Below are 24,674 nucleotides of genomic sequence, written 5' to 3'. Positions count from 1 at the left end.
ACCTTTGTTAATTGATTCTATATTAAAGGAATATAAATGAGTACGAAATTAAGATTAATCCTAGGAGTGCTTAGCTGTGTGTTTTTACTCACTTCTTGCCCAAGTGGACTAAAGAACGGTAATCCAAACAGTCTTAAAGTGGGTAAGAAATCCACTGTAACGGGTTTGGCCTACAACAACAAAAAAGGCGGATTCCAAGTCAACAAATCCTATAAAGGACCTATCGTAGGGCCTAATTTGGTCTTCATTGAAGGAGGTCGCGTTACCCTAGGTGGTGGCGAGGAAGATGTGATGAAGCGCAACGACAACCGCCAGCGTACGGTCACGATTCAATCCTTTTACATGGATGAAACGGAGATCTCGAACTTGCATTATTTAGAGTATTTAGACGCTATCAAGCGTGATTCAACCCTTAATGCCTATACAGCAGCATTACCTGATACGACAGTTTGGTTAGACGAATTAGCTTTCAATGATCCGTATGTAACGCATTATTTCCGCCATCCGGGTTTCCGTATGTACCCAGTGGTTGGTGTAACCTGGAAACAAGCGAATGATTATTCTGCTTGGAGAACGGCAGTTGTCAATAAAAATGTGGCATTCCCGAAAGGAAAACCAAGAAATCGTAAGAATCCGATTGCTAACATGGAATCTGGTTTGATCTTACCGGAATACCGTCTGCCTACCGAAGCAGAATGGGAATATGCGGCGAAAGCGATGATCGGTACGCAGCAGGAGGATGAAAATCAAGAAAATCAACGTATTTACCCTTGGGATGGGCCATCGATGCGCCAGCCTTTTGGTAGAACGCGTGGCCAAATGTTAGCGAATTACAAGCGTGGACGGGGTGATTATTCAGGTCTAGCGGGTCGTTCAAATGACGGCGCTATGATTACTGCGGAGGTTTACTCGTATCCTGCGAATGATTTCGGTCTGTATAATATGGCTGGAAACGTGAACGAATGGACGATGGACACCTACCGTCCCTTGACTTTAGATGATGCGAATGATTTGAACCCTGCGCGTCGTAGTGAAGCACAAGATCCAGCGAAATTATATGACAAGGGTAATTCCTTAATTAATGATAATGCCAAAGTCTACAAAGGCGGCTCTTGGGCAGATGGACCTTATTGGTTGTCTCCAGGTACGCGTCGTTATTTAGATAAGGACGCCTCTTCGTCTACGATCGGTTTCCGTTGCGCGATGTTCGCTCCAGGAAAACCAACGAAGCGATAGGATAACAACTCACTTTAAAGCAGCCAGCGCCAGGAAAGACAATTTCCCCGTGCTGGCTGCTTTTATTTTAGCCCCTGCCGCTAAAAAGGTCGCGCCCGTCGTCAGCGTATCATCCACTAGCAAAATTCTCAGTCCGTCCAGTTCGCCCGGTCGCATCACTTCAAATACTTCCTCTAAGGTTTTATAGCGTTCCGCACGATTTAACCCGATCAACGAAGTAACCTGTTTCGTCCTCAGTAAATGTGTTTCAGAAATGGGAATACCCGATGCCCGCGCAATCCCCTTTGCCACACAAGCAGCTTGATTATAACCTCGTTCCTTTAGTCGAGATGGATGCAATGGCATCGGAATCAGTATATCGTAGTCGGTCACAGAAAATGATCGCCCTACACAAGATCCTAAATACTCGCCTAAGCCTTCCTGCCCTTTGTACTTAATCTGGTGTAATAAATGTTGCACCTTTCCTCCCTCCGAAAACACATAATAGGCGTGCACGCGATCATAGTCAATCAATCCGTCGAGCTTGTGCGAGATCCAATTAGGCTGTTCTAGGAATAATCCGGGGCTAGGTAGTTCGAATCGACAGCGGGTACAGATCCAATTTTCAGATCGAATAAGCACCTGATCGCAAGCAAAACAACATTTGGGATAAAGTAATTGTAAAAAGGCGTTAATCATTTTGAAAAAACTTTTGTATTTAACTAAGTTTCAGTAATTTTGCACCCCTAAACAAGTACTCGAACGAGAATGTTGTCCAAGTACTTGATAATTAGCAAACGATTCACAAACGGATTAAAAAAATCATTTCATAATTAACCTTTTAAAATGGCACGCGATTTAAAATTCACTAGAAACATCGGTATTGCTGCGCACATTGATGCGGGTAAAACCACCACTACGGAACGTATCCTGTATTATGCAGGGGTTTCCCACAAAATTGGTGAGGTACACGATGGTGCGGCAACAATGGACTGGATGGAGCAAGAGCAAGAGCGTGGTATCACGATCACTTCGGCTGCAACGACAGTAGGTTGGAAATACCGCGATCAAGATTACCACATCAACATTATCGATACTCCAGGTCACGTTGACTTTACAGTAGAGGTAAACCGTTCATTACGTGTATTAGATGGTCTAGTATTTTTATTCTCTGCAGTAGATGGTGTTGAGCCTCAATCAGAAACAAACTGGCGCTTAGCAGATAACTACAACGTAGCACGTATCGGTTTCGTAAACAAAATGGACCGTTCAGGCGCTGATTTCTTAAACGTGTGTAAGCAAGTGAAAGAAATGTTAGGTAGCTATGCAGTGCCATTGCAATTGCCTATCGGAGCTGAAGAAGGTTTCGAAGGGGTAGTTGACTTAGTTAACTTCCGTGGTATTAAATGGAACGAGGCAGATAAAGGAATGACATTCACTGAGGTACCTATCCCAGATGATATGTTAGAAGAGGCGACTGAATACCGTGAGAAATTATTAGAAGCAGTAGCTGAGTTTGACGAGACTTTGATGGAGAAATACTTCGAAGATCCTACATCAATCACAGAAGATGAAATCTTAGCCGCTTTACGTGCAGCGACGATCTCTATGAAAATTGTTCCAATGCTTTGTGGTTCATCTTTCAAAAACAAAGGTGTTCAAACGATGTTGGATTATGTAATGGCTATCTTACCATCTCCGATGGACAAAGAAGGCGTTAAAGGAACTCACCCAGATACGGGCGAAGAGATCATGCGCAAGCCAAGCGAGTCTGAGCCTTTCGCGGCTTTGGCCTTTAAAATTGCAACGGACCCTTACGTAGGTCGTTTATGTTTCATCCGTGCGTATTCAGGTGGATTAGATTCAGGTTCTTATGTATTGAACAACCGTTCAGGAAATAAGGAGCGTATCTCTCGTATCTTCCAAATGCACGCGAACAAGCAAAACGCCATCGAGCGTTTAGGTGCTGGTGATATCGGTGCGGTAGTAGGTTTCAAAGACATCAAGACAGGAGATACTCTTTCTGATGAGAAACACCCAATCATTTTAGAAGCAATGGACTTCCCAGAGCCAGTTATCGGATATGCTATCGAGCCTAAGAAAACGGCTGATGCAGATAACTTCTCTAAAGCGATCACGAAGTTGATCGAAGAAGATCCTACGTTACAAGTTGAATCAAACGAAGAGACTGGCCAAACGATCATCAAGGGTATGGGTGAGCTTCACTTAGAGATCATCATCGACCGTATGCGTCGTGAGTTCAAGGTAGAAGTAAACCAAGGTGCTCCTCAAGTAGCTTACAAAGAGTCTTTAACTAAGACAACAGAACACCGTGAGGTTTACAAGAAACAATCAGGTGGTCGTGGTAAGTTTGCTGATATCGTATTTGAAATCGGACCAAGAGAAGATGACAAACCAGGTTTAGAATTTGTTAACAATATCGTGGGTGGTGTAATTCCTCGTGAATTTATCCCTGCCGTTCAAAAAGGTTTCGAAGAAGCAATGAAAAATGGTGCTTTGGCTGGATACCCAATGGATTCAATGAAAGTGCGTTTATTCCACGGTTCATACCATGATGTCGATTCAGATTCATTATCATTTGAATTAGCAGCTCGTATGGGTTACAAAGAATCAGCAAAACAAGCGGGTGCTAAGTTAATGGAACCTATCATGGCTGTAGACGTAGTTACTCCAGACGAATATACTGGACCTATCACAGGTGACTTAAACCGTCGTCGTGGTATCATGAAAGGTATGGATTCTCGTCAAGGAGCTGTTATCTTGAAGGCTGATGTGCCTCTTTCTGAATTATTCGGTTACGTAACAGATTTACGTACGATGTCTTCAGGACGTGCAACAGCATCGTTAACGTTCTCTCACTACGAATTCGTTCCGCAAAACATCGCTGACGAAGTAGTTAAGAAAGCAAAAGGATTGTAAGATTCTTTGAAGATAGAGAAAAGCCCGAGCGATTTGTTCGGGCTTTTTTTATGCCAAAACCTCTCATCCTTCCCACGCTCAACTCATCCTCTCCCGTTATCTTTTGTCTAAAAAGAAGAATTGTTTCCTAGAATGGATGTATTTTTGAGTTCATTAATTTGATTGCTATGACTAAAATTATCGAGACCCAGTCCATTTCTAAACGATACGTGATGGGCGAAGAAGTGATTGACGCTTTAAAAGACGTTACCATCTCCGTTAACAAGGGAGAATATGTCGCTTTCATGGGTCCATCAGGCTCTGGTAAATCAACTTTAATGAACATCGTAGGCTGCTTAGATACGCCTACTACGGGCAAATATATCTTGAATGGACAAGATGTATCTGAGATGTCAGAAAATGAATTAGCGGCGGTAAGAAACAAGGAAATCGGTTTTGTTTTCCAAACGTTCAACCTCCTCCCCCGCCAATCAGCACTCGAAAACGTAGCCTTGCCTTTAATCTATGCAGGTTATACGAAGAAAGAACGCACAGAGATTGCCATGAAAACCTTGAAAGGGGTAGGCCTAGACAACCGCGCCTTGCATAAGCCGAACGAGCTTTCAGGAGGTCAAAGACAGCGTGTTGCCGTGGCTCGTGCTTTAGTCAATGATCCGTCCATCTTATTAGCCGATGAGCCTACCGGTAACTTAGATACCAAAACCTCGTATGAGATCATGGACCTATTCGATCAATTGCACAAAAAAGGCAATACCATCGTCATGGTTACCCACGAAGACGATATTGCCCAGTATGCCCACCGCATCATCCGTTTACGTGATGGCGTCGTAGAATCTGACACCATCAACAAAAACGTCAGAAAGGTCGAAAAAATCTAAAACTTAATCCGATCCGTTCCGTAAGGTGCCCGTTGTGCTCTACGCAACCACGTATTGGCTTCCGCATCATTCACAAAGTGTTCCTGCGTAGGATCCCATTGCAATTTGCGTGGAATTTTCATCGCTACGTGCGTGATCAAACAAACCGTACAAGCGCGGTGACCTATCTCAATCGGAGAAATCGGCTCCTTACGTGACTCGATACAATCTAACCAGTTCCCGTGTTGATCATCAGAATTGTACAGATGAATCTCATTTGGCCCAATTACGGACTCTAATATCTTCGGATTAGACGCATCTAAGGCTTTCGAACGCACTTTCGCCGTTGGATCACTAGGTGTTGCTGCATAATCGCCGCGCGAAACAAAAATCCAACCTTCAGATCCTTCGTAGCGAATACCGTTTTGATATCCTCCTGAAGTGTACATCGTGATGCCATTTGCATATTCTGCTTTCGACATAAAGTCCCCGTGTACATTCCATAATCCTGACTTCGGGAACTCCGCCACTGCTTCTACTGAGATAGGACCTGTTAATTCAGTATCCATTCCCCAGGCAGCGGAATCGTAGTGGTGCTGACCCCAACCCGTAATCATACCCGCTCCAAATTGCTCCATACGCAACCAACCCGGGCGATCATATCCCTTTTGAGGATGAACGGCGATCTCTGTGTAAGCCATTTCAGGCGTAGAGCCTAACCACATATCAAAATTGAAACCTTTCGGCACTGGCATCGCTGGCGCTGGAGGTCCAGATGGATCCCCTGGCAAACCGATTTTAACGGTATGTAATTTACCGATGCGACCATTGCGCACTAATTCGGCGGCAATTCTAAACTGAGACGTGGAGCGCTGTTGCGTTCCCACTTGCAGAATTCGACCTGTTTTCTTAATCACGTTAGCTAATTGACGACCTTCGTGAATCGTCAAAGAAGTGGGCTTTTGCAAGTAAATATCTTTCCCCGCTAGGGCCGCTTCCATGGCTGGTTGTGCATGCCAAAAATCCGGCGTACTAATCATTACCGCATCAATGTCCTTGTTCAATAGCATCTCGCGGTAGTCATCGTACATCTTCACATCGATGTAATTCGACTGACCCGTTTTCTTCGTGTAGAATTCCTCAACTAATTGCTTCGTCTCCTCGGTACGGTGGCGATCTAAATCGCAAACGGCCATGATACGCGCCTTGTCGTGTTTCCAAGTACCAGGCAAATCATGGGTGCGCGCGATGCGTCCGCAGCCGATTTGGGCGATGTTTATTTTATTACTAGGGGCGTCTTTTCCTCCTAACACGTTCGCTGGAACGATGGTAGGAAAACCGAATGTTCCTACGGCACCTAGGGCTAAATTATTGATGAATTTTCTCCGTTTCATGCTTTGATCGATATGTTAGTTGCATTTTTTTGAGCAATTAAGGCTAATTCCGTAGACAAGAAACAATGCGCTTGGGTCATCGCCGTTTCGGTCCTATTTAATACATCATTCACGAGTAATTCCCCATGTGGCAAGTTAACATCCTTGCAATCGATATATACCGTTTCTTTATTCGTCACCACATACAAATGGCTTCCTGTTCCATGTGGAGAGGCTATGTCTGTATTTTTCCGTACTTCCATATAACCATCAGTTCCTAGAATGGTCAACCTTCCATCTCCCCAGGTATTTAACCCGTCAGGCGTAAACCAGTCTACCCGAATATAGCCAGATCCTTTATTGCTTCTAAGCATCAAATCTCCAAAGTCTTGGAATTTAGGATATTGAGGGTGGTGGTGATTGGCGATTTGGGAAGCAACTACTTCTCCTTGCGTCGAACCCGTAAAATGTAAGAATTGATCTACCTGGTGGGAAGCAATATCCGTGATAATTCCTCCGTAATATTTCGTATCAAAAAACCAGTCAGGACGGGAATTGACACTCATTCTATGAGGTCCTGTTCCTAAGGTTTGCATCACTTTACCGATTTTTCCAGAGGCCACTAATTGGCTCGCAAGTTCGGTTGCTTTGTTTTCAAAACGCTCACTGAATGAAATCGAATAGATTCGCTTCGTTTCTTGTTGAACCTTACGAACCTCTGCTAATTGCTCCAAACTAATGATTCCTGGCTTATCTACCATGTAATCTTTCCCATGCTGCATCACACGTATTCCTAATGGGGCGCGTTCATTAGGCGTAATAGAGCTAAGCACTAATTTGATAGATGGGTCTTCCAATACCTCCGCCTCACTCTTCACCAGTTTGGCTTGGGGGTAACGTTTCGCAAAATCTTTGATTAAATCGGGCTCCTTCGCATAGTAAGAGACAAACTCCCCGCCGCCCCGAATGATGGAGTTCGCCATGGAATAGATATGTCCATGGTTAATTCCCACCACCCCAAATTTCAATCGGGGTGCAATGATGCGTTCCGGTGTAGCGGGTGCAAAAGTTTTAGTGGCATCTTTTAATGAACTTGGCAAAAAGGCCATACCGCCTAGCATACTTGCATTGTGCAAGAATTCGCGGCGATTCGAAGCATTAGTTTTCATTTCAATAGGTTTATTTACCTACAAAAGTAAAATTCTAGCTGAGATTACTGACATATGGCCATAAAAAAAGCTGCTCATTTCTGAGCAGCTCTCTTTTATATAAAAAATCTCAAACCTATTTTTTCTTTTCTTTAACACGAGCCGCTTTTCCTTGCTTACCACGCATGTAGTATAAACGTGCACGACGTACTTTACCACGACGTAATACTTCAATTTTGTCGATGTTTGGTGACAAGATTGGGAAAATACGCTCAACACCGATACCGTTAGAGATCTTACGAACTGTGAAAGACTCACCAGCACCAGAATTTTTACGTTGAATAACTAAACCTTGGAAAACCTGGATACGCTCCTTGTTACCTTCACGAATTTTCACGTGTACGTTAACGGTGTCTCCTGCAGCGAATTCAGGGTGTTCTCCTCTACGTGCTGCGTTTTCTTGCTCTACGAATTTAATTAAATCGCTCATCTGAACTAATTTTTATTTGATGATAATCAGCGCTTAGCGGCCCACTTGTGCATAAGATCGTCTGATTGGGGTTGCAAAGATAGGAAAAATATTTCTTTCCAAAAACATTTGCCTAGTTTTTACCTTTAATCGACTGCACAAAGGCAACGATCTCAGCACTAAGGTCTTTCGCCTGCGCGATCATCTTGACAAAAGCACTACCAATAATAGCCCCAGAGGCGTTCTTTGATGCTTTCACAAAGCTCTCGTGGTCCGAAATCCCAAAACCAATCAAACGTGGATTCTGTAAATTCATCGCAGCAATTCGGGAGAAATAAAGCTCTTGATCAGCAGAGATACCGGTTTTGGCCCCCGTCGTGCTCGCAGAAGAGACCATATAAATGAATCCCCTCGAGACTGAATCGATGTGGCGAATGCGCTCGTCGTTCGTTTGTGGGGTAATTAACAGAATATTGAACAAACCGTATTTTTCAAAAATTTCGCGGTAAGACGCCTCGTATTCCACCATTGGTAGATCTGGCAAAATCAATCCATCCACGCCTACTTCCGCACATTTCGCGCAGAAAGCCTCCACGCCATATTGCAAAACGGGATTGATATAACCCATCAAAAGAACGGGAACCGTAATGCTTTTACGCATATCCTTCAATTGCTCGAAAAGATGTGCCACACTCATTCCTTGCTCTAATGCAGCTTGATTCGAAAGCTGTATCGTTTCCCCATCGGCCACTGGGTCAGAATAAGGCATTCCCACCTCAATGATATCGACGCCTCCTGCTTGAAGCGCGTTCAATACCGTCATCGTATCCTCCAAACGAGGAAAACCAGCCGTCGTATACACATTCAAAATGGGTTCAGTCGCTGAAGCAAAAAGGGCTGAAATTCTGTTCATCTTAGTCATTCAATTTTAAACGGTTTTGGTAAGTCGCTAAATCTTTGTCCCCTCTTCCGGACACATTAACGACCACGATTTCATTCGGCTTAGCTTGCAATCTTTCGAATACGGCCAAAGCATGTGCCGTCTCTAAAGCGGGAATAATTCCCTCTAACTGGGAGCATTCCACGGCAGCCACTAGCGCCTCCTCATCCGTCACTCCGTAAAAAGTGGCGCGACCTGATTCGAACAAATGCGCATGCATAGGTCCAATTCCAGGGTAATCTAAGCCAGCAGAGATCGAATAAGGTTCGATTACCTGGCCATCTTCCGTTTGCATCGATAAACTCTTGCTTCCATGTAAGACGCCTGGCTTTCCTAAGAAAGTAGTCGCTGCAGAATGACCAGAATTTACGCCTAAACCTGCAGCCTCCGCCGCGATCAATGCCGTGCGAGGCTCATCTAAGAAATGGTAAAAGGCACCCGCCGCATTAGATCCACCACCTACACATGCAATGACGTAGTCTGGGTAATCACGGCCTTCTTTTTCTTGTAATTGAAAACGAATCTCCTCAGAAATAACCGCTTGAAAACGAGCGACCATGTCCGGGTAAGGATGTGGTCCTACGACCGAACCGATGATGTAATGGGTATCTACCGGATGATTAATCCAGTGACGCATCGCCTCGTTTGTGGCATCTTTCAAGGTTTTTGAACCGGAAGTGGCTGGAACTACCTGTGCTCCTAACATCCGCATACGCGCCACGTTAGGCGCTTGTCTTTCGATGTCGATGGCACCCATATAAACGATACATTCCATACCCATCAAGGCACAAACCGTTGCTGTAGCCACGCCGTGTTGTCCAGCGCCAGTTTCTGCTACGATTTTTGATTTGCCTAGGCGTTTAGCTACGAGGATTTGGCCTATCGTATTATTAATCTTATGTGCCCCCGTGTGACACAAATCTTCTCGCTTTAAGTAGATATTCGTGTTGTATTTCGCAGACAAACGCTCTGCCTTGAAAAGCGGCGTAGGACGACCCACGTAATCTTTCAATAAGGCGTGGAATTCTTCTTGAAAAGAGGGTTCCGCGATAATGTCTAAATAGCGGGAACGTAATTCCTCGACATTCGGGTATAACATTTCTGGAATAAAGGCCCCGCCAAAACTTCCGTAATACCCACGCTCATCTACATTAAATGACATAATTATAGCTGTTTTACTAGTTCTTTCACTTGCTCGATATCCTTAAATCCGGGACGTATTTCGAGTTTACTATTAAAGTCCAAAGCATATAAGCCCGGAAAATCCTTCACCTTTTCCACATCCCCTGCCCGCAACCCGCCGGCTAAAATATAGGGGATATCTAATTTATACTGCGTTAAAAGTGACCAATCAAAATGTTCTCCCGTTCCACCTACCTGAGCCCCTTTCTTCGTATCAAACAAATAGAAATCAGGCTTGTCTATCAGATCGAGATCTTTCACTGAGCCCACACTGATCGCCTTGATGACCTGTAATCCGGCAGCTTGTAAGGCTTCTATTTGTGTTTGGCCCTCTTCTCCGTGTAATTGCACGACCGAGAATCCGGCATTTTTAGACAAGGTGATAATGTTGTCCGTCGTTTCATTGACAAAAACACCTACCGCCTTCGTTTTTGCAGGTAAAGCCGGGATGACAAAATCAGGTCCTACGTAACGCGGCGATTTAGGTGCCCAAATAAAGCCCATAAAGTCTGGCCCTAAAGCCGCCACTTCTTGGATATTTTCTGGTTCCCGCATGCCACATACTTTCCACTTCATACCTAGTTGATAAAGTCGCTTAAGGCTTTTCCTGGGTTATCAGTCTTCATAAAGCTTTCGCCTATCAAGAAACCTCGGTAACCGTAGGTCTTTAATTCTGTTATGATCTCCGGACCCGAAATGCAACTCTCAGAAACCTTGACGAATTGGGACGGTATTTTGGATGCCAAAACCTTAGAGGCCTCCACATTTTGCTCCGAGAAATTCTTCAAATTCCGGTTATTCACTCCTACCACGGAAATATAATCTCCTAGCGAACGATCCAATTCTTCTTGATCGTGTACCTCGAGCAAAGTTTCCATACCTAATGAACGCGCTAGGGTTCCTAATGTTTTGATTTCCGCCGGAGTTAAAGCCGCCGCGATTAAGAGCACCACGTCAGCGCCCATGGACTTTGCTTCGATGATTTGGTATGCATCGATCATAAAGTCTTTGCGCAAAATAGGCGTATTCGGATTCGTGCGACGTGCTAAATCAAAATCAGCATAAGTTCCTCCAAAATAGGACTCATCCGTCAACACCGATAAACAGGCTGCACCCGCCTCCACATAACCTTTTGTCACCACATCCACACCCATACGGTCATTGATGATGCCTTTCGAGGGAGATTTACGCTTGAATTCAGCAATGACTCCCGTGGAAGCCGGCTGAACTAAAGACATCGACAAAGAATGACAAGCGCGCGCGAAAAACCCCTGTTTTTCGAGCTGAGCAGTCGTGGTGCGTGCTTTGCAAGCGGCGACTTCCTGTCTTTTGGTGGCTATAATTTGGTCTAATATGCTCATCTTAATCCATTATAAATTTCTTGAACGCCTGGAAAGCCCGACCACTTTCTAGGGATTCTTTCGCTAAAGCATATCCTTCCACTAGACTGCCCGCTTTACCTGCTACAAACAAACCAGCTCCTGCATTCGCTAAAACCGCTTGCGTTTGTGCGGGCGTGCCTTCGCGCTGCAAAATTCTGTACAACATGTTCGCAGATGCCTCCGCCGTAGAACCGCCAAACAATTCAGATTGCGCTACCACTTCGCAGCCGATATCGCCCGGATTGTAAATCGAAGCTCCATCGGGAGTGGTTAAACGGAAAGCAGAGGTTAGTGAGATTTCGTCGTAACCATCTTCCGCATAAACGATGCCATATTGCTTGCCAGAACCGGCAAAAAATCCTTCATACAAGGCGAACGCTTCTTGCGAATAGACGCCGGAGATTTGCTTATTGACTTTGGCAGGATTCAATAAAGGTCCTAACAAATTGAAGAAAGTCTTCATCCCTAATTCCTTGCGGATAGGGCCCACGAAGCGCATCGCTGGGTGGAAAAGAGGTGCGTGCAAGAAGCACATTCCCGCCGTTTCCATCTTGCGTTTCAAGATCTTCGGGTCATTATTAAATTTCAATCCCAAAAACTCCAACACCGTCGACGATCCCACCGAAGAGGAAACGCCGTGATTACCGTGTTTGGCGATTTTTTGGCCGGCACCTACAATGATAAAGGAGGAAGTCGTCGAAATGTTAAAGGTATCTTTCCCATCACCACCCGTTCCGCACACATCCATGGCATCAAATTCCGAAAGATCCACCGTGATGGCTAATTCCATCATCGCCGAAACAAACCCTTTCAGCTCATCGACTTGAATCGGATTGAACCAATAAGAGGATAAAAATGCGGCGATTTGACTTGGATTTATTTCTCCTTGCCCAATACGCAGCAATATCTCTCTTGCATCGTTTTCTGATAACGCCTCTCCCGCTGCCCGTCTATTTAATATATTCTTCATTTTTATTTCATCCAATTTTTAATCATTTGCAATCCGTGTTGCGTTAAAAACGCCTCCGGGTGGAATTGCACCCCGCGCACATCGTATTTCGAATGTGCCTCCGCTAATACAAAACCTTTGTCATCTTGCGCCGTAATCTTTAGCTCACTCGGCATCGTCGATGGAACTACCGTCCACGAGTGGTAGCGGCATACTTCGAAACGGGAGGGAATACCTAAGAACAAGCGTTCTGTCGGATCCGTCACCACACATTCCGTGGTCACGCCATGTAATACCTCACCCATATTGCTTAAATGAGAGCCAAAAGCCTCCGCAATCGCCTGATGACCCAGGCAGACGCCTAGAATTTTTTTGGTCGACTTATATTCCTTCAATAAATCCATCATAATCCCTGCTTCCGATGGAATCCCTGGACCCGGCGACAACAAGATTTGATCGTATTTACCCACTTCCTCTAGGGAAATTTTATCATTGCGAAACACGTCTACGTCCGCGCCTAATTCCTTCAACAGGTAGACCAAATTGTACACAAAGGAATCGTAATTATCTATCACTAAAACTTTCATATCCTTAGGCTAAATTTTCTGCTACCTCTAATGCTCTGCGCAAGGCGGCTAGTTTATTGTGAATTTCCTGCATCTCACTTTCCACCACGGACTTAGCGACTACGCCCATGCCCGCTTGGAAAAATAAGGTATCTCCTTTACTCAAAAACGTACGGATCGCAATGGCGTGATTGAAATTACCCTCGAAATCCATAAAACCGATCGCCCCACCATAGATAGCCCGATTAGTCGGCTCCAAGCGGTTAATAATCGTCATCGCATTGTGCTTCGGCGCACCACTTAAAGTACCTGCCGGGAATGTATCCGCCACCATTTGTAATGGATTCACTCCTTTTTGCAAGTGCCCTGTTACTTTAGAAACCAAGTGAATCACGTGCGAGAAGAATTGAACCTCCTTGAACGTCTCCACTTTCACATTGTCTGCCGAACGGCTTAAATCGTTTCTGGCTAAATCCACTAACATCACGTGCTCCGCCGACTCTTTCGGATCCGCGATCAAAGCCTGGGCTAATTCCGCATCGCGTGCATCATCGCCAGAACGCCTGAACGTGCCTGCAATCGGATGAATCTCCGCGACTGAACCCTCGATTTTGATCTGCTTCTCTGGAGAGGCTCCAAAAATCCGGTATTCTTCGTAATCAAAATAGAACAAATACGGCGACGGGTTCACCGAGCGAAGGGCACGGTAGACTTGAAAATCATCGCCTTGGAACTTTTGGGCAAAACGTCTGGAAGGTACGATTTGGAAAACGTCTCCGCGCAAACAGTGTTTGATGCAGGTATTGACGATTTCACGTGTTTGGTCTTCCGTTAAATTACTCACCTCTTCCCCTTGACGAGCGAATGACGCAGTCGCATAATGCGGCATGTCTAACAGGTAGGTAATCGTATCAAAGCTAGGCTCAGAACCATCGTAGCTATGCGCGTATAGGCTCATTTGGTTGTTAAAATGATTCACCGCCACCACATAACGGTATACATAATAACGGATAGAGGGAATTTCTGATTCGGGGTTTTTCGCCTGAATATCGATATCCTCGAAATAGGTCACCGCATCATAGGAGATATGGCCAAAAAGCCCATTCGCCATGGGCGAATCTCCCTTTTCCTTCTTAAAATCAAAACGATCCGCAAAGCTCTTCAACGCCGCTACCGCATCGTGGCGATTCGCTAAGTTGAAGTTCTCTTGCGTTCCGTCTGGAAATGTTTGAGTGACTTTCGAATCCGTTAACTCGAAGCGCGCCACGGGATCAAAGGCAATGTGCGAAAAGCCATGTTCCTTACCGTGGTAATCTGCCGATTCTAGGATGACAGAGTTTTTATAGTTTTTGCGAATCTTCAAAAAGATTCCGATTGGCGTCAGTGTATCTGCCAAAAGTGTTTTCCGCGAAGTTCGAATATTTATGCTAGACATGTTTCAAAGGGCAAAATTAATAAAAAAAGGCTTACTGTTGAACAGCAAGCCTTTAGTAAACATATCATGTACACACAGCGAAACTGTTCAGGGATTGTTATCCTTGCCACCAGTTTTTGTTGTATGTTGCTTTTGTCATTGTGTTGTTATTTGATACAAATGTAGAGTGAAATCTGTAAAATCAAAATTTTAACCGATCAAATCCCACAAATTTCCATATAAATCGGCGAATACGAGCACTTTACCATACTCTTCCTCACTTGGACCGCGTACAATCGTAATGCCCTGAGCGATCAAATTCGCATGATCCCTTTCAAAATCATCCGTATGCAAGAACAGAAATACGCGTCCTCCGGTCTGATTACCAACTCTCGATTTTTGTTCGTCCGTCGCCGCTTTCGCTAACAATAATTGACAAGAACCTTCGCCAGATGGTTGAACCAGCACCCAACGTTTGACGTCACTCAAAACGGTATCTTCCACTAAAGTGAAACCCAATTTCTGGGTATACCAAGCGATGGCTTCGTCGTAATCGGCTACCACGAGGGCGATGTGCATGAGGCGGTGGTTCATAACAGTGGGCAGTTTTCAGTGGGCAGTGGGTAGTAGTCCGGAGGGAATGAGTCCGGAGGGGTTTAGTCGGTAGTCCGGAGGGAATGAGTCCGGAGGGGTTTAGTCGGTAGTCCGGAGGGAATGAGTCCGGAGGGGAACATTCTCCACTTACCATTAACCATCTATACTCTCTACTCTATTATCTCTAATCTTATCAGTATCTTGTATCAGGGGTTGCGGCTTACTTTTCGTCGCGGCCTACAAAGTTAAACGGTGAGATTAATTTCAATTCTGCCTTAATCGCGTCCGAAACGGCTAATCCGTCAATGAATGCGTGAAAAACAGCTTGGTCAATCTTTCCGTGGTGGCGCGTCAAATCTTTCAATGCCTCATACGGTTTAGGGAATGCCTCACGTCGCAATACCGTTTGGATTGCCTCCGCGATGACCACCCAGTTATCTTCTAAATCCTGTTGGATTTTGCTATTGTTCAATTCTAACTTACCTAAACCGCGTTGCAAGGAATTCAAAGAGATCACGACGTGCGCCAAAGGCGTTCCCACATTACGTAATACCGTCGAATCCGTCAAGTCGCGTTGTAAACGCGAAATCGGAAGCTTCGCTGACAAGAATTCAAAGAAAGCATTCGCCATCGCTAAATTTCCCTCCGCGTTTTCAAAGTCAATCGGATTGACCTTGTGAGGCATCGCCGAAGATCCGATTTCTCCTGCTTTAATCTTTTGCTTGAAATACCCCATCGAAATGTATTGCCAAATATCTCTGGACAAGTCAATCAAGATTGTATCTAAACGCTTCAAGCCATCGAAATAGGCTGCTAAATTATCGTAATGCTCGATTTGGGTCGTGTATTGACTACGCTTAATTCCTAAATCAGCATGCAATTTCGCCGCAAATTGTGGCCAATTAATTTCTGGGAATGAAACCTGGTGCGCATTGAAATTACCGGTCGCTCCACCAAATTTACCCGTAAAAGGCACTTGCGCTAATAAGTCTAATTGACGGTTCAAACGCTCCACAAATACCTTGATTTCTTTTCCTAAACGTGTAGGAGAAGCCGGTTGTCCGTGGGTATGCGCTAACAAAGGAATCTCTTTCCACTCGGTTGCATAAGCGTCTAAAGTCGCCACCACTGCTTGGTAAGCAGGTAAAATCACCTCGCGATGAGCTTCAGCGATCGATAATGGAATCGCTGTATTGTTAATATCTTGTGACGTTAGGCCAAAGTGAATGAACTCCACAAAGGGGCTCATATCGCCAGGCAGGGCTAACATCCGGTCTTTGATAAAATACTCTACCGCCTTAACGTCATGGTTTGTCACCTTTTCGGTATCCTTGATCCAAGTAGCATCCGCCTCCGTAAAGTTCGTATACATCGCACGCAATGCCACATAATGATCCTTAGGAAAGCCTTTTAAAGGGGCCAAAGGAATCTCGCATAACGCAATAAAGTATTCAATTTCAACTCGCACCCGGTATTGGATCAATCCAAATTCAGAAAAATAAGGAGCTAGTGCGGCGGTTTGTTTGCGGTAACGACCATCAACCGGAGAAATGGCAGTCAATAAATTTAATTCCATGCGATCTTATCAAAGCACAAAGGTACAACAATTTAAAAATTATCCGTAATTTCAAGCATGCTAAGTCCCCGCTACCTTTCCATCCTTTTAGCCTTTGTCATCGCTGGGGTGGCAACCGCATTCATTTCCTTCCTTCCGCACTCTGATTCTGCCACACTTTTTGTCGCCTTTATCAGTGTGTTGATTTTTGGATCCATCTTGATTTTTTTTGCCTTAGACAACCTCGTTTTCAAGGAGGTTAATGAGTTATATGACCAAATTAAGCAGATCAAAAAGAAGAACTTCCCCTTAATTTCTCGTAAGCAGTTAGTCCAAAAAGAGAACCCCATCGAACTCTTAAAGAAAGAACTTACCGCCTACGTTTCCACCACGGAGGACGAAGTAAAGGAGTTGAAAAAAGCCGCGGTTTACCGCCAAGAATTTTTGGCAGACGTATCCCACGAACTTAAAACACCCATTTTCGCCGCACAAGGATTCGTTCACACCCTTTTAGACAATCCGGACGAAACACCAGAAATACGCCAAAAATTCCTCGAAAAAGCCGCCAAAAGTTTAGACGGCCTCGATGTTTTAGTACAAGATCTATTGACCGTTTCTAAAATTGAAACCGGTGCCATTAAAATTGAAAAGAAACGCATTAACCTTAGACCTCTTATCGAAGATATCTTTGATCAATTAGAAGGCAAAGCAAAAAAGCGCGGGGTCTCCTTACAATTAATTTGCACGGATATGGCCATCGACGTAAAAGCGGATGCTCAGCGTATTCAACAAGTATTGGTTAATCTAATAGACAATGGAGTCAAATACGGTAATCAAGACGGAAAAGTGACTGTTACCATTGAAGACCGCAAAAAAGCCTACCTGATCACCGTAAAAGACAACGGTCCAGGCATCCCTGAAAAACACTTACCTCGTATTTTCGAACGCTTCTATCGAATCGACAAAAGCCGCACTAAACTCAGCGGCGGAACCGGCCTTGGCCTTTCAATCGTAAAACACATCGTTCAAGCCCACGGCAGTAAAATAACAGTGCTTTCGAAGGTGGATAAAGGGACGAGTTTTAGCTTTAAGTTAGAACGAGCTATATAAAAGGCAAAGGCCTTTTATATAGCTCGTTCTAACAAAGCACAAAGAACAAAGCAAAAAGCACAAAGGTGGAATACAAAAAGGGACCCAATGCGTCCCTTTTTGTATGAATTCAGGAAGAAGGATAAAGAGTGGAGATAGGAGATTATAGAGTATAGATGTGGAATAAAAAATGGGGACAGACGTCCCCATTTTTTATGAGTATTGAAATACTCAAAATATTTTAGCTCTTCAGTAAGGTTTAAAAGTACTTTTTGCGAAAAATAGGACGCAGCCCATTTTGCATTTTTTACCAAGAGTTTAAATTTTTTATTGTGGCGATAAAATATGACGTAGGCCATTTTTAGCCACAATAAAAAAATTAAACCGCCCCTTCAGTCAACCTCTCCGCATTCTCCGCTATCCTCAATTGCTCGATAAAATCACCAATTTCACCGTCCATTACGACAGGAAGATTATATACGGTTAAGCCGATACGGTGATCTGTCACACGGCCTTGGGGATAGTTATACGTTCTAATTTTGTCCGAACGGTCTCCTGTACCTACCATCGACTTACGATTTCCGGCAATCTCGGCGTTACGTTTAGCTAATTCAATTTCATATAAACGAGAACGGAGAACCGTCATCGCTTTGTCAAAGTTCTTGATTTGTGAACGTTCATCCTGGCACTGTACCACCAAACCGGATGGAATGTGGGTCACACGAACGGCTGAATAGGTTGTATTTACAGACTGACCACCCGCTCCAGAAGAACAGAAGGTGTCCTTACGGATATCGTTCATATTGATCTGCACATCGACCTCATCAGCCTCAGGCATCACAGCCACTGTAGCTGCAGAAGTGTGGATACGACCCGCTGATTCCGTTGCTGGAACACGTTGAACGCGGTGAACCCCGGATTCAAATTTCATTTTGGCATATACATCTTCGCCCTGAACGGACGCGATAATCTCTTTGTAACCACCTGCGGTACCGTCGGTGAAGTCCATGATTTGGAACGTCCAACCCATTTTCTCCGCGTATCGCTGGTACATGCGGAAGATATCTCCTGCAAAAATCGATGCCTCATCACCACCTGCTCCGGCGCGAACCTCGAGGATACAGTCTTTGGAATCGTTCGGGTCACGAGGGATTAACATCTCCTTTAGAACCTCTTGCATTTCTTTTTCTGCTGGAACTAACTCTTCTAATTCCGCCTTCGCCATGTCGCGAAAATCTTCGTCTTTTTCCGTAGCGATCACTTGTTTAGCCTCCTCGATGGAGCCTAACAAGTTTTGGTAGGCCAAATACTGGTCTACGATCTTTTGCAAATCCTTGTATTCTTTACTCAAGGTCTTGAATTTCTTCAAGTCGGACACCACTTCTGGCATCGCAATTTGTTGTTCTACTTCTAAAAATCTTTCTCGGATGGCCTCTAGCTGCTCCAGCATAACATGTTGGGTTAAAAAAATCGTTGCAAAGATAGTAATTAAATTCATTGCCCTTTGCGCTAGTTTGGAATACCTTTGTGTTCATCCCCTAATTCTATGAAATACGCAATACTCCTTTTTGCCCTTTTCGCTCTGTCTGCCTGCGATTTTACCAAACGCTTAGATACCGCAGCGGTCGTTAAGGAGATGAAATCCAAACAAGTGAAGCGTGTTTTACCACAAGATATCGTCAATCAGGTGGATGCGTGGGGACAAGAAATTCAATCAAAAGGGGCTTCCAAACTAGATAGTGCGACGAAAGCACTTCAGATTTCAGTTCGCGTAGGCGCTCCTGTGTTACTAAAAGCGTCATTTAAAGATGCGAAGATGATCCAGATAATGGATGCCTTGGATTATTCATTAGGCCAAAAACAGGACATCCCACCTTCTATTCAAAAAAATACCGCTGGCGACAGCTTATACTATTTCTATCCTTCAGAAACGGGTAAAATTACCGTCCTGGGATTCGCAAAAAACATCGTGATTCAAAATATGGACCGCCCCTTGATTAAATAAGGTTGCGTTCCAGAATTTGGTTGATTTGAAAATTCACTTCACGTAAATGAGGATCCGAAATTTCCTTCGAAAGTGGCTTACCGGTGAAGAAAGCCTGTACATGTTGCTGGACTAGTCCGTGTAACAAACTAGGTTCTAATTCAATTGATTGCAATAATTCTTGAGCGTGGGACCACAGGTTTTGGGTTAATACACCAGCCAAAAGCATCGCCTTGTGTATCTTTTTACGTTCTTCCCCATTCACTAAGTACATTGCATCCGTGATGTCTTTTGCCAAGGCTACTAAGGTATTTTGCGTCTCTTCTACCATCACTTCTAGGCAGATAGGCATCTGATCTAGTTTAATACGACGACCTGATTCCAAATGTTGTACTGGAAAAAACACCCCCATTTGATTCGTGCTTTCGCGCGATGGATCGTATAACAAATTAGCCTCTGCCAGCGAAAATGTGCCACTAACCAAGATTAGGGTCGCGTATTTTGGCAATAATAATTCCTTCAATACTTCAGGGTAGGCTGCCTCTGGAACACAAAGAAAAAAGACGGTGGCTGCGGATTCCGAAAAATCTAAATCTTCGTGCACTTTCGCATTGTATAAATAGGAAACGAGGTCTTTTGCCTTGGAAGGCTCTCGACTGAAGACTTCTTGAACAGAATTTCCGGCATTTTCTAAGGCCTTTGCGATGTGCCAGGTAACGTTTCCTGCACCGATAAACGATATTTTAAAACTCATGTGGTGGTCTCCAGTTTAGCCCCAACGAACGGCGCCCATTGTTGATCCAAAATTCCAGAAAAATTTCGCAAAAACATAACAAAAGATGGCCTAAATGGCTGGCGTGCTAAAACCATTCCCGCTTCCTCCGGTGTCATATACCCCTTCTTTGAATTACAATACTTGCAGGCAGTAACTAAATTATCCCAGGAAGTGCGCCCCTGACGTGATTTGGGCAATACATGATCCATCGTCAAGAAGTCTTTCGAACCACAATATTGACAGGTATGATTGTCTCGCTTCAAAATGTTTTGGCGATTTAACATCACCCCTTTGAACGGAAAATAGACATAACGCTGCAAACGAATGACCGAAGGATAAGGAAACGTTTTAGAAACAGAGTGCAATTTTGCAGTGGTGGATTCAGCCACTAATTCTGCCTTGTTGAGATAGACCAAAAGAAAGGCCTTCGGCATCGAACAAATAGTCAACGCACTGTAATCTTGATTCAAAACCAACACTTTCTGAGCCATAGACAAACCGGTTTAATTTGCACATCAATTTAAAAAATAATCGACTGAAAATGAAGCGCATAGCATTGCTTTTTTGTTAAGAATTCCTGGAATTAGGTCCTATTTCGTAGATTTGCATAAATTAACCCAATGCCCATGTCCACATTATTGGAAAAAATCAAGCAGCTTTCCGCTGAAATCACCCCTGACACACTGGTCAATCGCCACCATATTCACGCGAATCCAGAACTTTCCTATCAGGAATTTCAAACGCAAGCCTACGTCTTAGAACAACTAGAGCGGATGGGTATTCAGGCCAAAAAAATTGCCAATACCGGCCTCATCGCCGAAATCAAAGGAAAAAATCCGGACAGTAGAGTCGTAGCGCTTCGTGCTGACATGGATGCCCTTCCCATTCAAGAGACTAACGACGTTCCCTATAAATCCAAAAACTCCGGCGTCATGCACGCCTGTGGACATGATGTTCATACAGCGTCCCTTTTAGGAACCGCTCACATTCTACAACAAATCCGCGGAGAATTCGAAGGAACCATCAAATTACTCTTTCAACCCGCCGAGGAAAAGGCCCCCGGTGGCGCGAGTATCATGATTAAAGAAGGCGCCCTACAAAACCCGACTCCGGCGAGCATTTTTGGCCAACACGTTGCCACCAATGTTCCCGTCGGAAAAATCGGTTTCCGCGAAGGAATGTACATGGCCAGCACAGACGAATTATATATTAAGGTGATTGGTAAAGGTGGCCACGGCGCCATGCCAGACGCCTGCATAGACCCCATTGTCATTGCTTCCCACATTATCGTGGCAATGCAACAAATCATTTCGAGAAACAAAAACCCGAAACTCCCATCGGTATTGACATTCGGCAAAATCGAAGGTCTAGGAGCCACAAATGTCATTCCTGACGAAGTGAACATCGCCGGCACTTTCCGTGCTATGGATGAAACCTGGCGTGCTGAAGGATTAGAAAAGATGAAAAAACTCGCCGAAGGAATCGCTGATGCGATGGGCGGACGTGCTGAATTCGAGGTCTTAAAAGGGTATCCATTCTTACAGAATAACCCAGAACTTACGCGTCGCTCAAAAGCTGCTGCTATCGAATATATGGGCGCCGAAAATGTCGTTGATCTTGATCTATGGATGGCAGGCGAAGATTTCGCTTTCTACACACACCATGTGGATGCGTGTTTTTACCGTTTAGGGGTACGCAATGATGAACGTGGAATTACGAGCGGGGTGCATACGCCGACGTTTGATATTGATGAAGCCTCGCTTACAATAGGACCTGGATTAATGGCGTGGCTCGCAGTGAAAGAATTGGAAGCTTAACATTTTGCTTAGACCTAATCGAAAAGGTTGTTACACAAATATTTTCTGATTAGGTCTAAGCAAAACCTTAAGCAACATCCACTTCTTTTCTCTTCTCTATACTCTCTTATTTCTACTCTCTAAATCGATTCAGCGAGAATAAGCTAGTTCTAAAAATCATTCACCATTTACCACTTACCATTCATCATTATCTCTTCTCTATACTCTCTTATCTCTACTCTAGAATTTCCAATTTATATTGGAAATTCCAGCGGATCCGGCCATCTGAATTCATAATTCAATTCGTCACAGATTTTATCGCCCGAAACTACTTTCCCGCCTAAGCAAGAAACCGAATAATCCCAGTAGCCTGCTGGCATTCCGCGACGTTCGATGTCGTTTTCGCCTACTTCTCCTTTCGTCGGATGAATAGGAGCCACTATGTTGTAAATACCTGAATCAATTTTCTCTGCGGCTAGGGCAATCAAAGCAACTACGTCATCTTTGTGTACATAGTTGATAGGGCAATTTGCTCCGTCATTCCGTTTGCCAGAGAAATACTTAGCCACATAACGATCTCCACCCATAAGGCCTGCTAGACGCAAGATGACAGATGGGATTTTCGAGGAGGAGACGATGGCTTCGGCTTTGGCCATCAAAGAATCCTCATTAATGCCTGAATTTTCATCGACTGTATCAGACACGTTTGAGTAGACCGAAGTCGATGAAAGGAAGATGAGCTTTTTAGCTGATCCTACGGGCAAATTATCAACCCAATCTTGCAAAATTGCGAGATAGGTTTCTTCTGCATTTTTCTTGCGGCGCGGAGGAATAGCCCAAATTTGGACTTCTGAATCATTCATCGATGACCAATTTTCTGCTGGCATATCAGGCTCTGCTCTAAAATCCAACACCTTGATTTTCGGATGAGCGGCTTGCTGATGAACACTGGAAGCTGAAACGCGCACATCGAAGTCCGCTAAAGCCAGTTTAAATGCCAATGGTGCGCCTACCCAACCGCCCCCGTAAATACTTATCGTCTTTTTCATGTAATTTTGCACCTTTGGAACAATTGAATCGCAAAGATAGTTTAAGTGCTATGAATAAAATGTTTTTTGTGCCTTTTATCAGTATTGTGTTAATCGCGTTGGACTATTACGTTTGGATGGCGGTCAAAACCGCTTTTCGAAATGCTCGCCAAAGCATGCAAAACACAGCAAAATATACCTTTTGGGGATTTACGATCTTCATTTTGCTAGGTATTATTTCATATAATGCGCTTCCCTTACATGCCTGGAAAAATGAAATCAGAATCACCTTTATGGCGATGGTGATGATTTCCGTTATCACTAAACTGTTTATTATTATCTTCTTGTTGATAGAAGATATCACCCGTTTCTTCCGTTGGGGGACCAAAAAAGTATTAAAGAAAGATCCTAGCGCCATCAGTCGTCACGAGTTCTTGTCTCAAGCAGCTTTGGCTGTGGGAGCAGTTCCGGCAGCGACCTTTGCTTTTGGCATTATTTCCGGGGCCCATGACTATACAGTGGAACACATTCCCTTAAAAATCAAAGGCTTACCCTCTGCCTTCAAGGGCCTTAAAATTGCTCAAATTTCCGACATACACACGGGTTCATTCTTCAATAAGACCGCCGTTAAAGGGGGTGTAGAGATGCTAATGCGTGAAAAAGCGGATGTGGTTTTCTTCACAGGGGACTTAGTCAATAATGAGTCCAAAGAGGTACAAAATTACTTCGATGTCTTTAATAAGGTCAAAGCTCCTTTAGGTGTTTTCAGTACCTTAGGAAATCACGATTACGGCGATTACGTGCGTTGGAGCAGCCCTGCAGCTAAAAAACAAAACCTTAAGGACTTGATGAAGGCCCACGAATTAATGGGCTGGGATCTCTTAATGGATGAGCACCGTTTCCTAGAGGAATCGGGCGAAAAGCTAGCTATTATAGGTGTCCAAAACATCGGATTAGGCCGCTTCCCTTGGTACGGCAACTTAGAGAAAGCGCACAAAGGAACAGAAGAAGCATCAGCCAAACTCCTTTTATCTCACGACCCAAACCACTGGAATGCGGAGGTCACTAAAAAATACCACGACATCGATGTGGCGTTTGCGGGCCATACACATGGTACACAGTTTGGCGTTAAAATCGCCGAAATGCGCTGGTCTCCAGCTCAGTATGTGTACAAGCAATGGGCAGGTTTGTACCAAGAAGGAGAACAACAAATCTATGTGAATCGCGGATACGGCTATTTAGGGTACCCGGGTAGAGTGGGTATGCCGCCGGAGATTTCAGTTTTTACGCTTTCCTAACTCTTTTAAGATTAGAGATTATAGAGTAGAGAGAAGAGAGTAGAGATGGTGAATGGTAAATGGTGAATGGTAAATGTTCCACTTCGGACTCATTTCCTCCGGACTGACGACTGTCAACTA

At 44.3% G+C, this 24,674-nt stretch carries 24 protein-coding genes; 7 read left to right on the top strand and 17 right to left on the bottom strand.

Features of this window, described 5'->3' with window-relative positions; translation table 11 throughout:
- Positions 1-36 precede the first annotated feature (36 nt).
- On the top strand, positions 37-1,236 hold the full coding sequence (gene gldJ, locus SKC35_RS08600) for a gliding motility lipoprotein GldJ (RefSeq protein WP_377978993.1): 1,200 nt from the start codon (positions 37-39) through the stop codon (positions 1,234-1,236).
- 9 nt (positions 1,237-1,245) lie between these two features.
- On the opposite strand, the gene SKC35_RS08595 is transcribed toward gldJ, so the two are convergent.
- Positions 1,246-1,914, bottom strand: a complete 669-nt coding sequence (locus SKC35_RS08595) for a ComF family protein (RefSeq protein ID WP_377978992.1) — start codon at positions 1,912-1,914, stop codon at positions 1,246-1,248.
- A gap of 147 nt (positions 1,915-2,061) precedes the next feature.
- Between SKC35_RS08595 and fusA the strand changes: the two genes are divergently transcribed.
- The gene (gene fusA, locus SKC35_RS08590; RefSeq protein WP_377978991.1) at positions 2,062-4,155 is read left to right on the top strand and encodes an elongation factor G; all 2,094 of its coding nucleotides are present in this window, start codon (positions 2,062-2,064) and stop codon (positions 4,153-4,155) included.
- Positions 4,156-4,322: 167 nt separating this feature from the next.
- Positions 4,323-5,033 (top strand): ABC transporter ATP-binding protein, encoded by a 711-nt coding sequence (locus tag SKC35_RS08585; RefSeq protein WP_377978990.1) that lies wholly within the window; start codon positions 4,323-4,325, stop codon positions 5,031-5,033.
- On the opposite strand, the gene SKC35_RS08580 is transcribed toward SKC35_RS08585, so the two are convergent.
- From SKC35_RS08580 to purB, 12 genes are all read right to left on the bottom strand, one after another.
- The gene (locus SKC35_RS08580; protein ID WP_377978989.1) at positions 5,030-6,406 is read right to left on the bottom strand and encodes a Gfo/Idh/MocA family protein; all 1,377 of its coding nucleotides are present in this window, start codon (positions 6,404-6,406) and stop codon (positions 5,030-5,032) included. The two genes, SKC35_RS08585 and SKC35_RS08580, sit on opposite strands and share 4 nt — an antisense overlap.
- On the bottom strand, positions 6,403-7,554 hold the full coding sequence (locus SKC35_RS08575) for a Gfo/Idh/MocA family protein (protein WP_223131017.1): 1,152 nt from the start codon (positions 7,552-7,554) through the stop codon (positions 6,403-6,405). The genes SKC35_RS08580 and SKC35_RS08575 overlap by 4 nt, the downstream gene beginning before the upstream one ends.
- A 115-nt stretch (positions 7,555-7,669) precedes the next feature.
- The gene (rplS, locus tag SKC35_RS08570; protein ID WP_130894795.1) at positions 7,670-8,023 is read right to left on the bottom strand and encodes a 50S ribosomal protein L19; all 354 of its coding nucleotides are present in this window, start codon (positions 8,021-8,023) and stop codon (positions 7,670-7,672) included.
- 112 nt (positions 8,024-8,135) lie between these two features.
- Complete coding sequence (trpA, locus tag SKC35_RS08565) at positions 8,136-8,915, bottom strand: tryptophan synthase subunit alpha (RefSeq protein ID WP_377978988.1); 780 nt, start codon at positions 8,913-8,915, stop codon at positions 8,136-8,138.
- Position 8,916: 1 nt separating this feature from the next.
- Positions 8,917-10,104, bottom strand: coding sequence for a tryptophan synthase subunit beta (gene trpB, locus SKC35_RS08560; RefSeq protein ID WP_130922719.1), 1,188 nt, complete (start codon positions 10,102-10,104; stop codon positions 8,917-8,919).
- A 2-nt stretch (positions 10,105-10,106) separates the two neighbouring features.
- Entirely contained in the window at positions 10,107-10,700 is a 594-nt protein-coding gene (locus tag SKC35_RS08555) for a phosphoribosylanthranilate isomerase (protein ID WP_377978987.1), read from the bottom strand.
- A gap of 2 nt (positions 10,701-10,702) precedes the next feature.
- On the bottom strand, positions 10,703-11,485 hold the full coding sequence (trpC, locus tag SKC35_RS08550) for an indole-3-glycerol phosphate synthase TrpC (RefSeq protein ID WP_377978986.1): 783 nt from the start codon (positions 11,483-11,485) through the stop codon (positions 10,703-10,705).
- 1 nt (position 11,486) lies between these two features.
- A complete protein-coding gene (gene trpD, locus SKC35_RS08545; RefSeq protein ID WP_377978985.1) occupies positions 11,487-12,476 on the bottom strand; it encodes an anthranilate phosphoribosyltransferase in 990 nt (329 codons plus the stop codon).
- Between the two features lie 2 nt (positions 12,477-12,478).
- Positions 12,479-13,042, bottom strand: a complete 564-nt coding sequence (locus tag SKC35_RS08540; RefSeq protein ID WP_377978984.1) for an anthranilate synthase component II — start codon at positions 13,040-13,042, stop codon at positions 12,479-12,481.
- A 4-nt stretch (positions 13,043-13,046) separates the two neighbouring features.
- Complete coding sequence (locus tag SKC35_RS08535) at positions 13,047-14,456, bottom strand: anthranilate synthase component I family protein (protein ID WP_377978983.1); 1,410 nt, start codon at positions 14,454-14,456, stop codon at positions 13,047-13,049.
- 189 nt (positions 14,457-14,645) lie between these two features.
- Complete coding sequence (locus SKC35_RS08530; protein WP_377978982.1) at positions 14,646-15,029, bottom strand: VOC family protein; 384 nt, start codon at positions 15,027-15,029, stop codon at positions 14,646-14,648.
- 220 nt (positions 15,030-15,249) lie between these two features.
- On the bottom strand, positions 15,250-16,605 hold the full coding sequence (gene purB / locus SKC35_RS08525; protein WP_377978981.1) for an adenylosuccinate lyase: 1,356 nt from the start codon (positions 16,603-16,605) through the stop codon (positions 15,250-15,252).
- 57 nt (positions 16,606-16,662) lie between these two features.
- Between purB and SKC35_RS08520 the strand changes: the two genes are divergently transcribed.
- The gene (locus SKC35_RS08520; protein ID WP_377978980.1) at positions 16,663-17,694 is read left to right on the top strand and encodes a sensor histidine kinase; all 1,032 of its coding nucleotides are present in this window, start codon (positions 16,663-16,665) and stop codon (positions 17,692-17,694) included.
- 358 nt (positions 17,695-18,052) lie between these two features.
- Here the strand turns inward: SKC35_RS08520 and prfA are convergent, their stop codons facing one another.
- Complete coding sequence (gene prfA / locus SKC35_RS08515) at positions 18,053-19,123, bottom strand: peptide chain release factor 1 (RefSeq protein WP_130894784.1); 1,071 nt, start codon at positions 19,121-19,123, stop codon at positions 18,053-18,055.
- 96 nt (positions 19,124-19,219) lie between these two features.
- On the opposite strand from prfA, the gene SKC35_RS08510 reads away from it, so the two are divergent.
- Entirely contained in the window at positions 19,220-19,678 is a 459-nt protein-coding gene (locus tag SKC35_RS08510) for a hypothetical protein (protein WP_377978979.1), read from the top strand.
- Here the strand turns inward: SKC35_RS08510 and SKC35_RS08505 are convergent.
- Together SKC35_RS08505 and SKC35_RS08500 are read right to left on the bottom strand one after the other, a co-directional pair.
- Positions 19,671-20,411 carry a DUF2520 domain-containing protein gene (locus SKC35_RS08505; protein WP_377978978.1) on the bottom strand — a complete coding sequence of 247 codons (741 nt, stop codon included), beginning with the start codon at positions 20,409-20,411 and terminating at the stop codon, positions 19,671-19,673. The genes SKC35_RS08510 and SKC35_RS08505 overlap by 8 nt on opposite strands.
- Complete coding sequence (locus tag SKC35_RS08500; protein WP_130894781.1) at positions 20,408-20,923, bottom strand: HNH endonuclease; 516 nt, start codon at positions 20,921-20,923, stop codon at positions 20,408-20,410. Before SKC35_RS08500 ends, SKC35_RS08505 begins: the two co-directional genes overlap by 4 nt.
- 135 nt (positions 20,924-21,058) lie before the next feature.
- On the opposite strand from SKC35_RS08500, the gene SKC35_RS08495 reads away from it, so the two are divergent.
- The gene (locus SKC35_RS08495) at positions 21,059-22,249 is read left to right on the top strand and encodes a M20 metallopeptidase family protein (RefSeq protein WP_377978977.1); all 1,191 of its coding nucleotides are present in this window, start codon (positions 21,059-21,061) and stop codon (positions 22,247-22,249) included.
- A 233-nt stretch (positions 22,250-22,482) separates the two neighbouring features.
- Here the strand turns inward: SKC35_RS08495 and SKC35_RS08490 are convergent, their stop codons facing one another.
- On the bottom strand, positions 22,483-23,277 hold the full coding sequence (locus tag SKC35_RS08490; RefSeq protein ID WP_377978976.1) for a Rossmann-fold NAD(P)-binding domain-containing protein: 795 nt from the start codon (positions 23,275-23,277) through the stop codon (positions 22,483-22,485).
- A gap of 50 nt (positions 23,278-23,327) precedes the next feature.
- Here SKC35_RS08490 and SKC35_RS08485 point away from each other — a divergent pair, with 50 nt between their 5' ends.
- Positions 23,328-24,554 (top strand): metallophosphoesterase, encoded by a 1,227-nt coding sequence (locus SKC35_RS08485; RefSeq protein ID WP_377978975.1) that lies wholly within the window; start codon positions 23,328-23,330, stop codon positions 24,552-24,554.
- The last annotated feature ends 120 nt before the right edge of the window (positions 24,555-24,674 follow it).

It is taken from the genome of Aquirufa originis, from assembly GCF_042714495.1.
Taxonomy (GTDB): Bacteria; Bacteroidota; Bacteroidia; order Cytophagales; family Spirosomataceae; genus Aquirufa; species Aquirufa originis.
The sequence above is the reverse complement of the archived record's forward strand: the minus strand, read 5'-3'. Positions and strand labels throughout refer to the sequence as shown.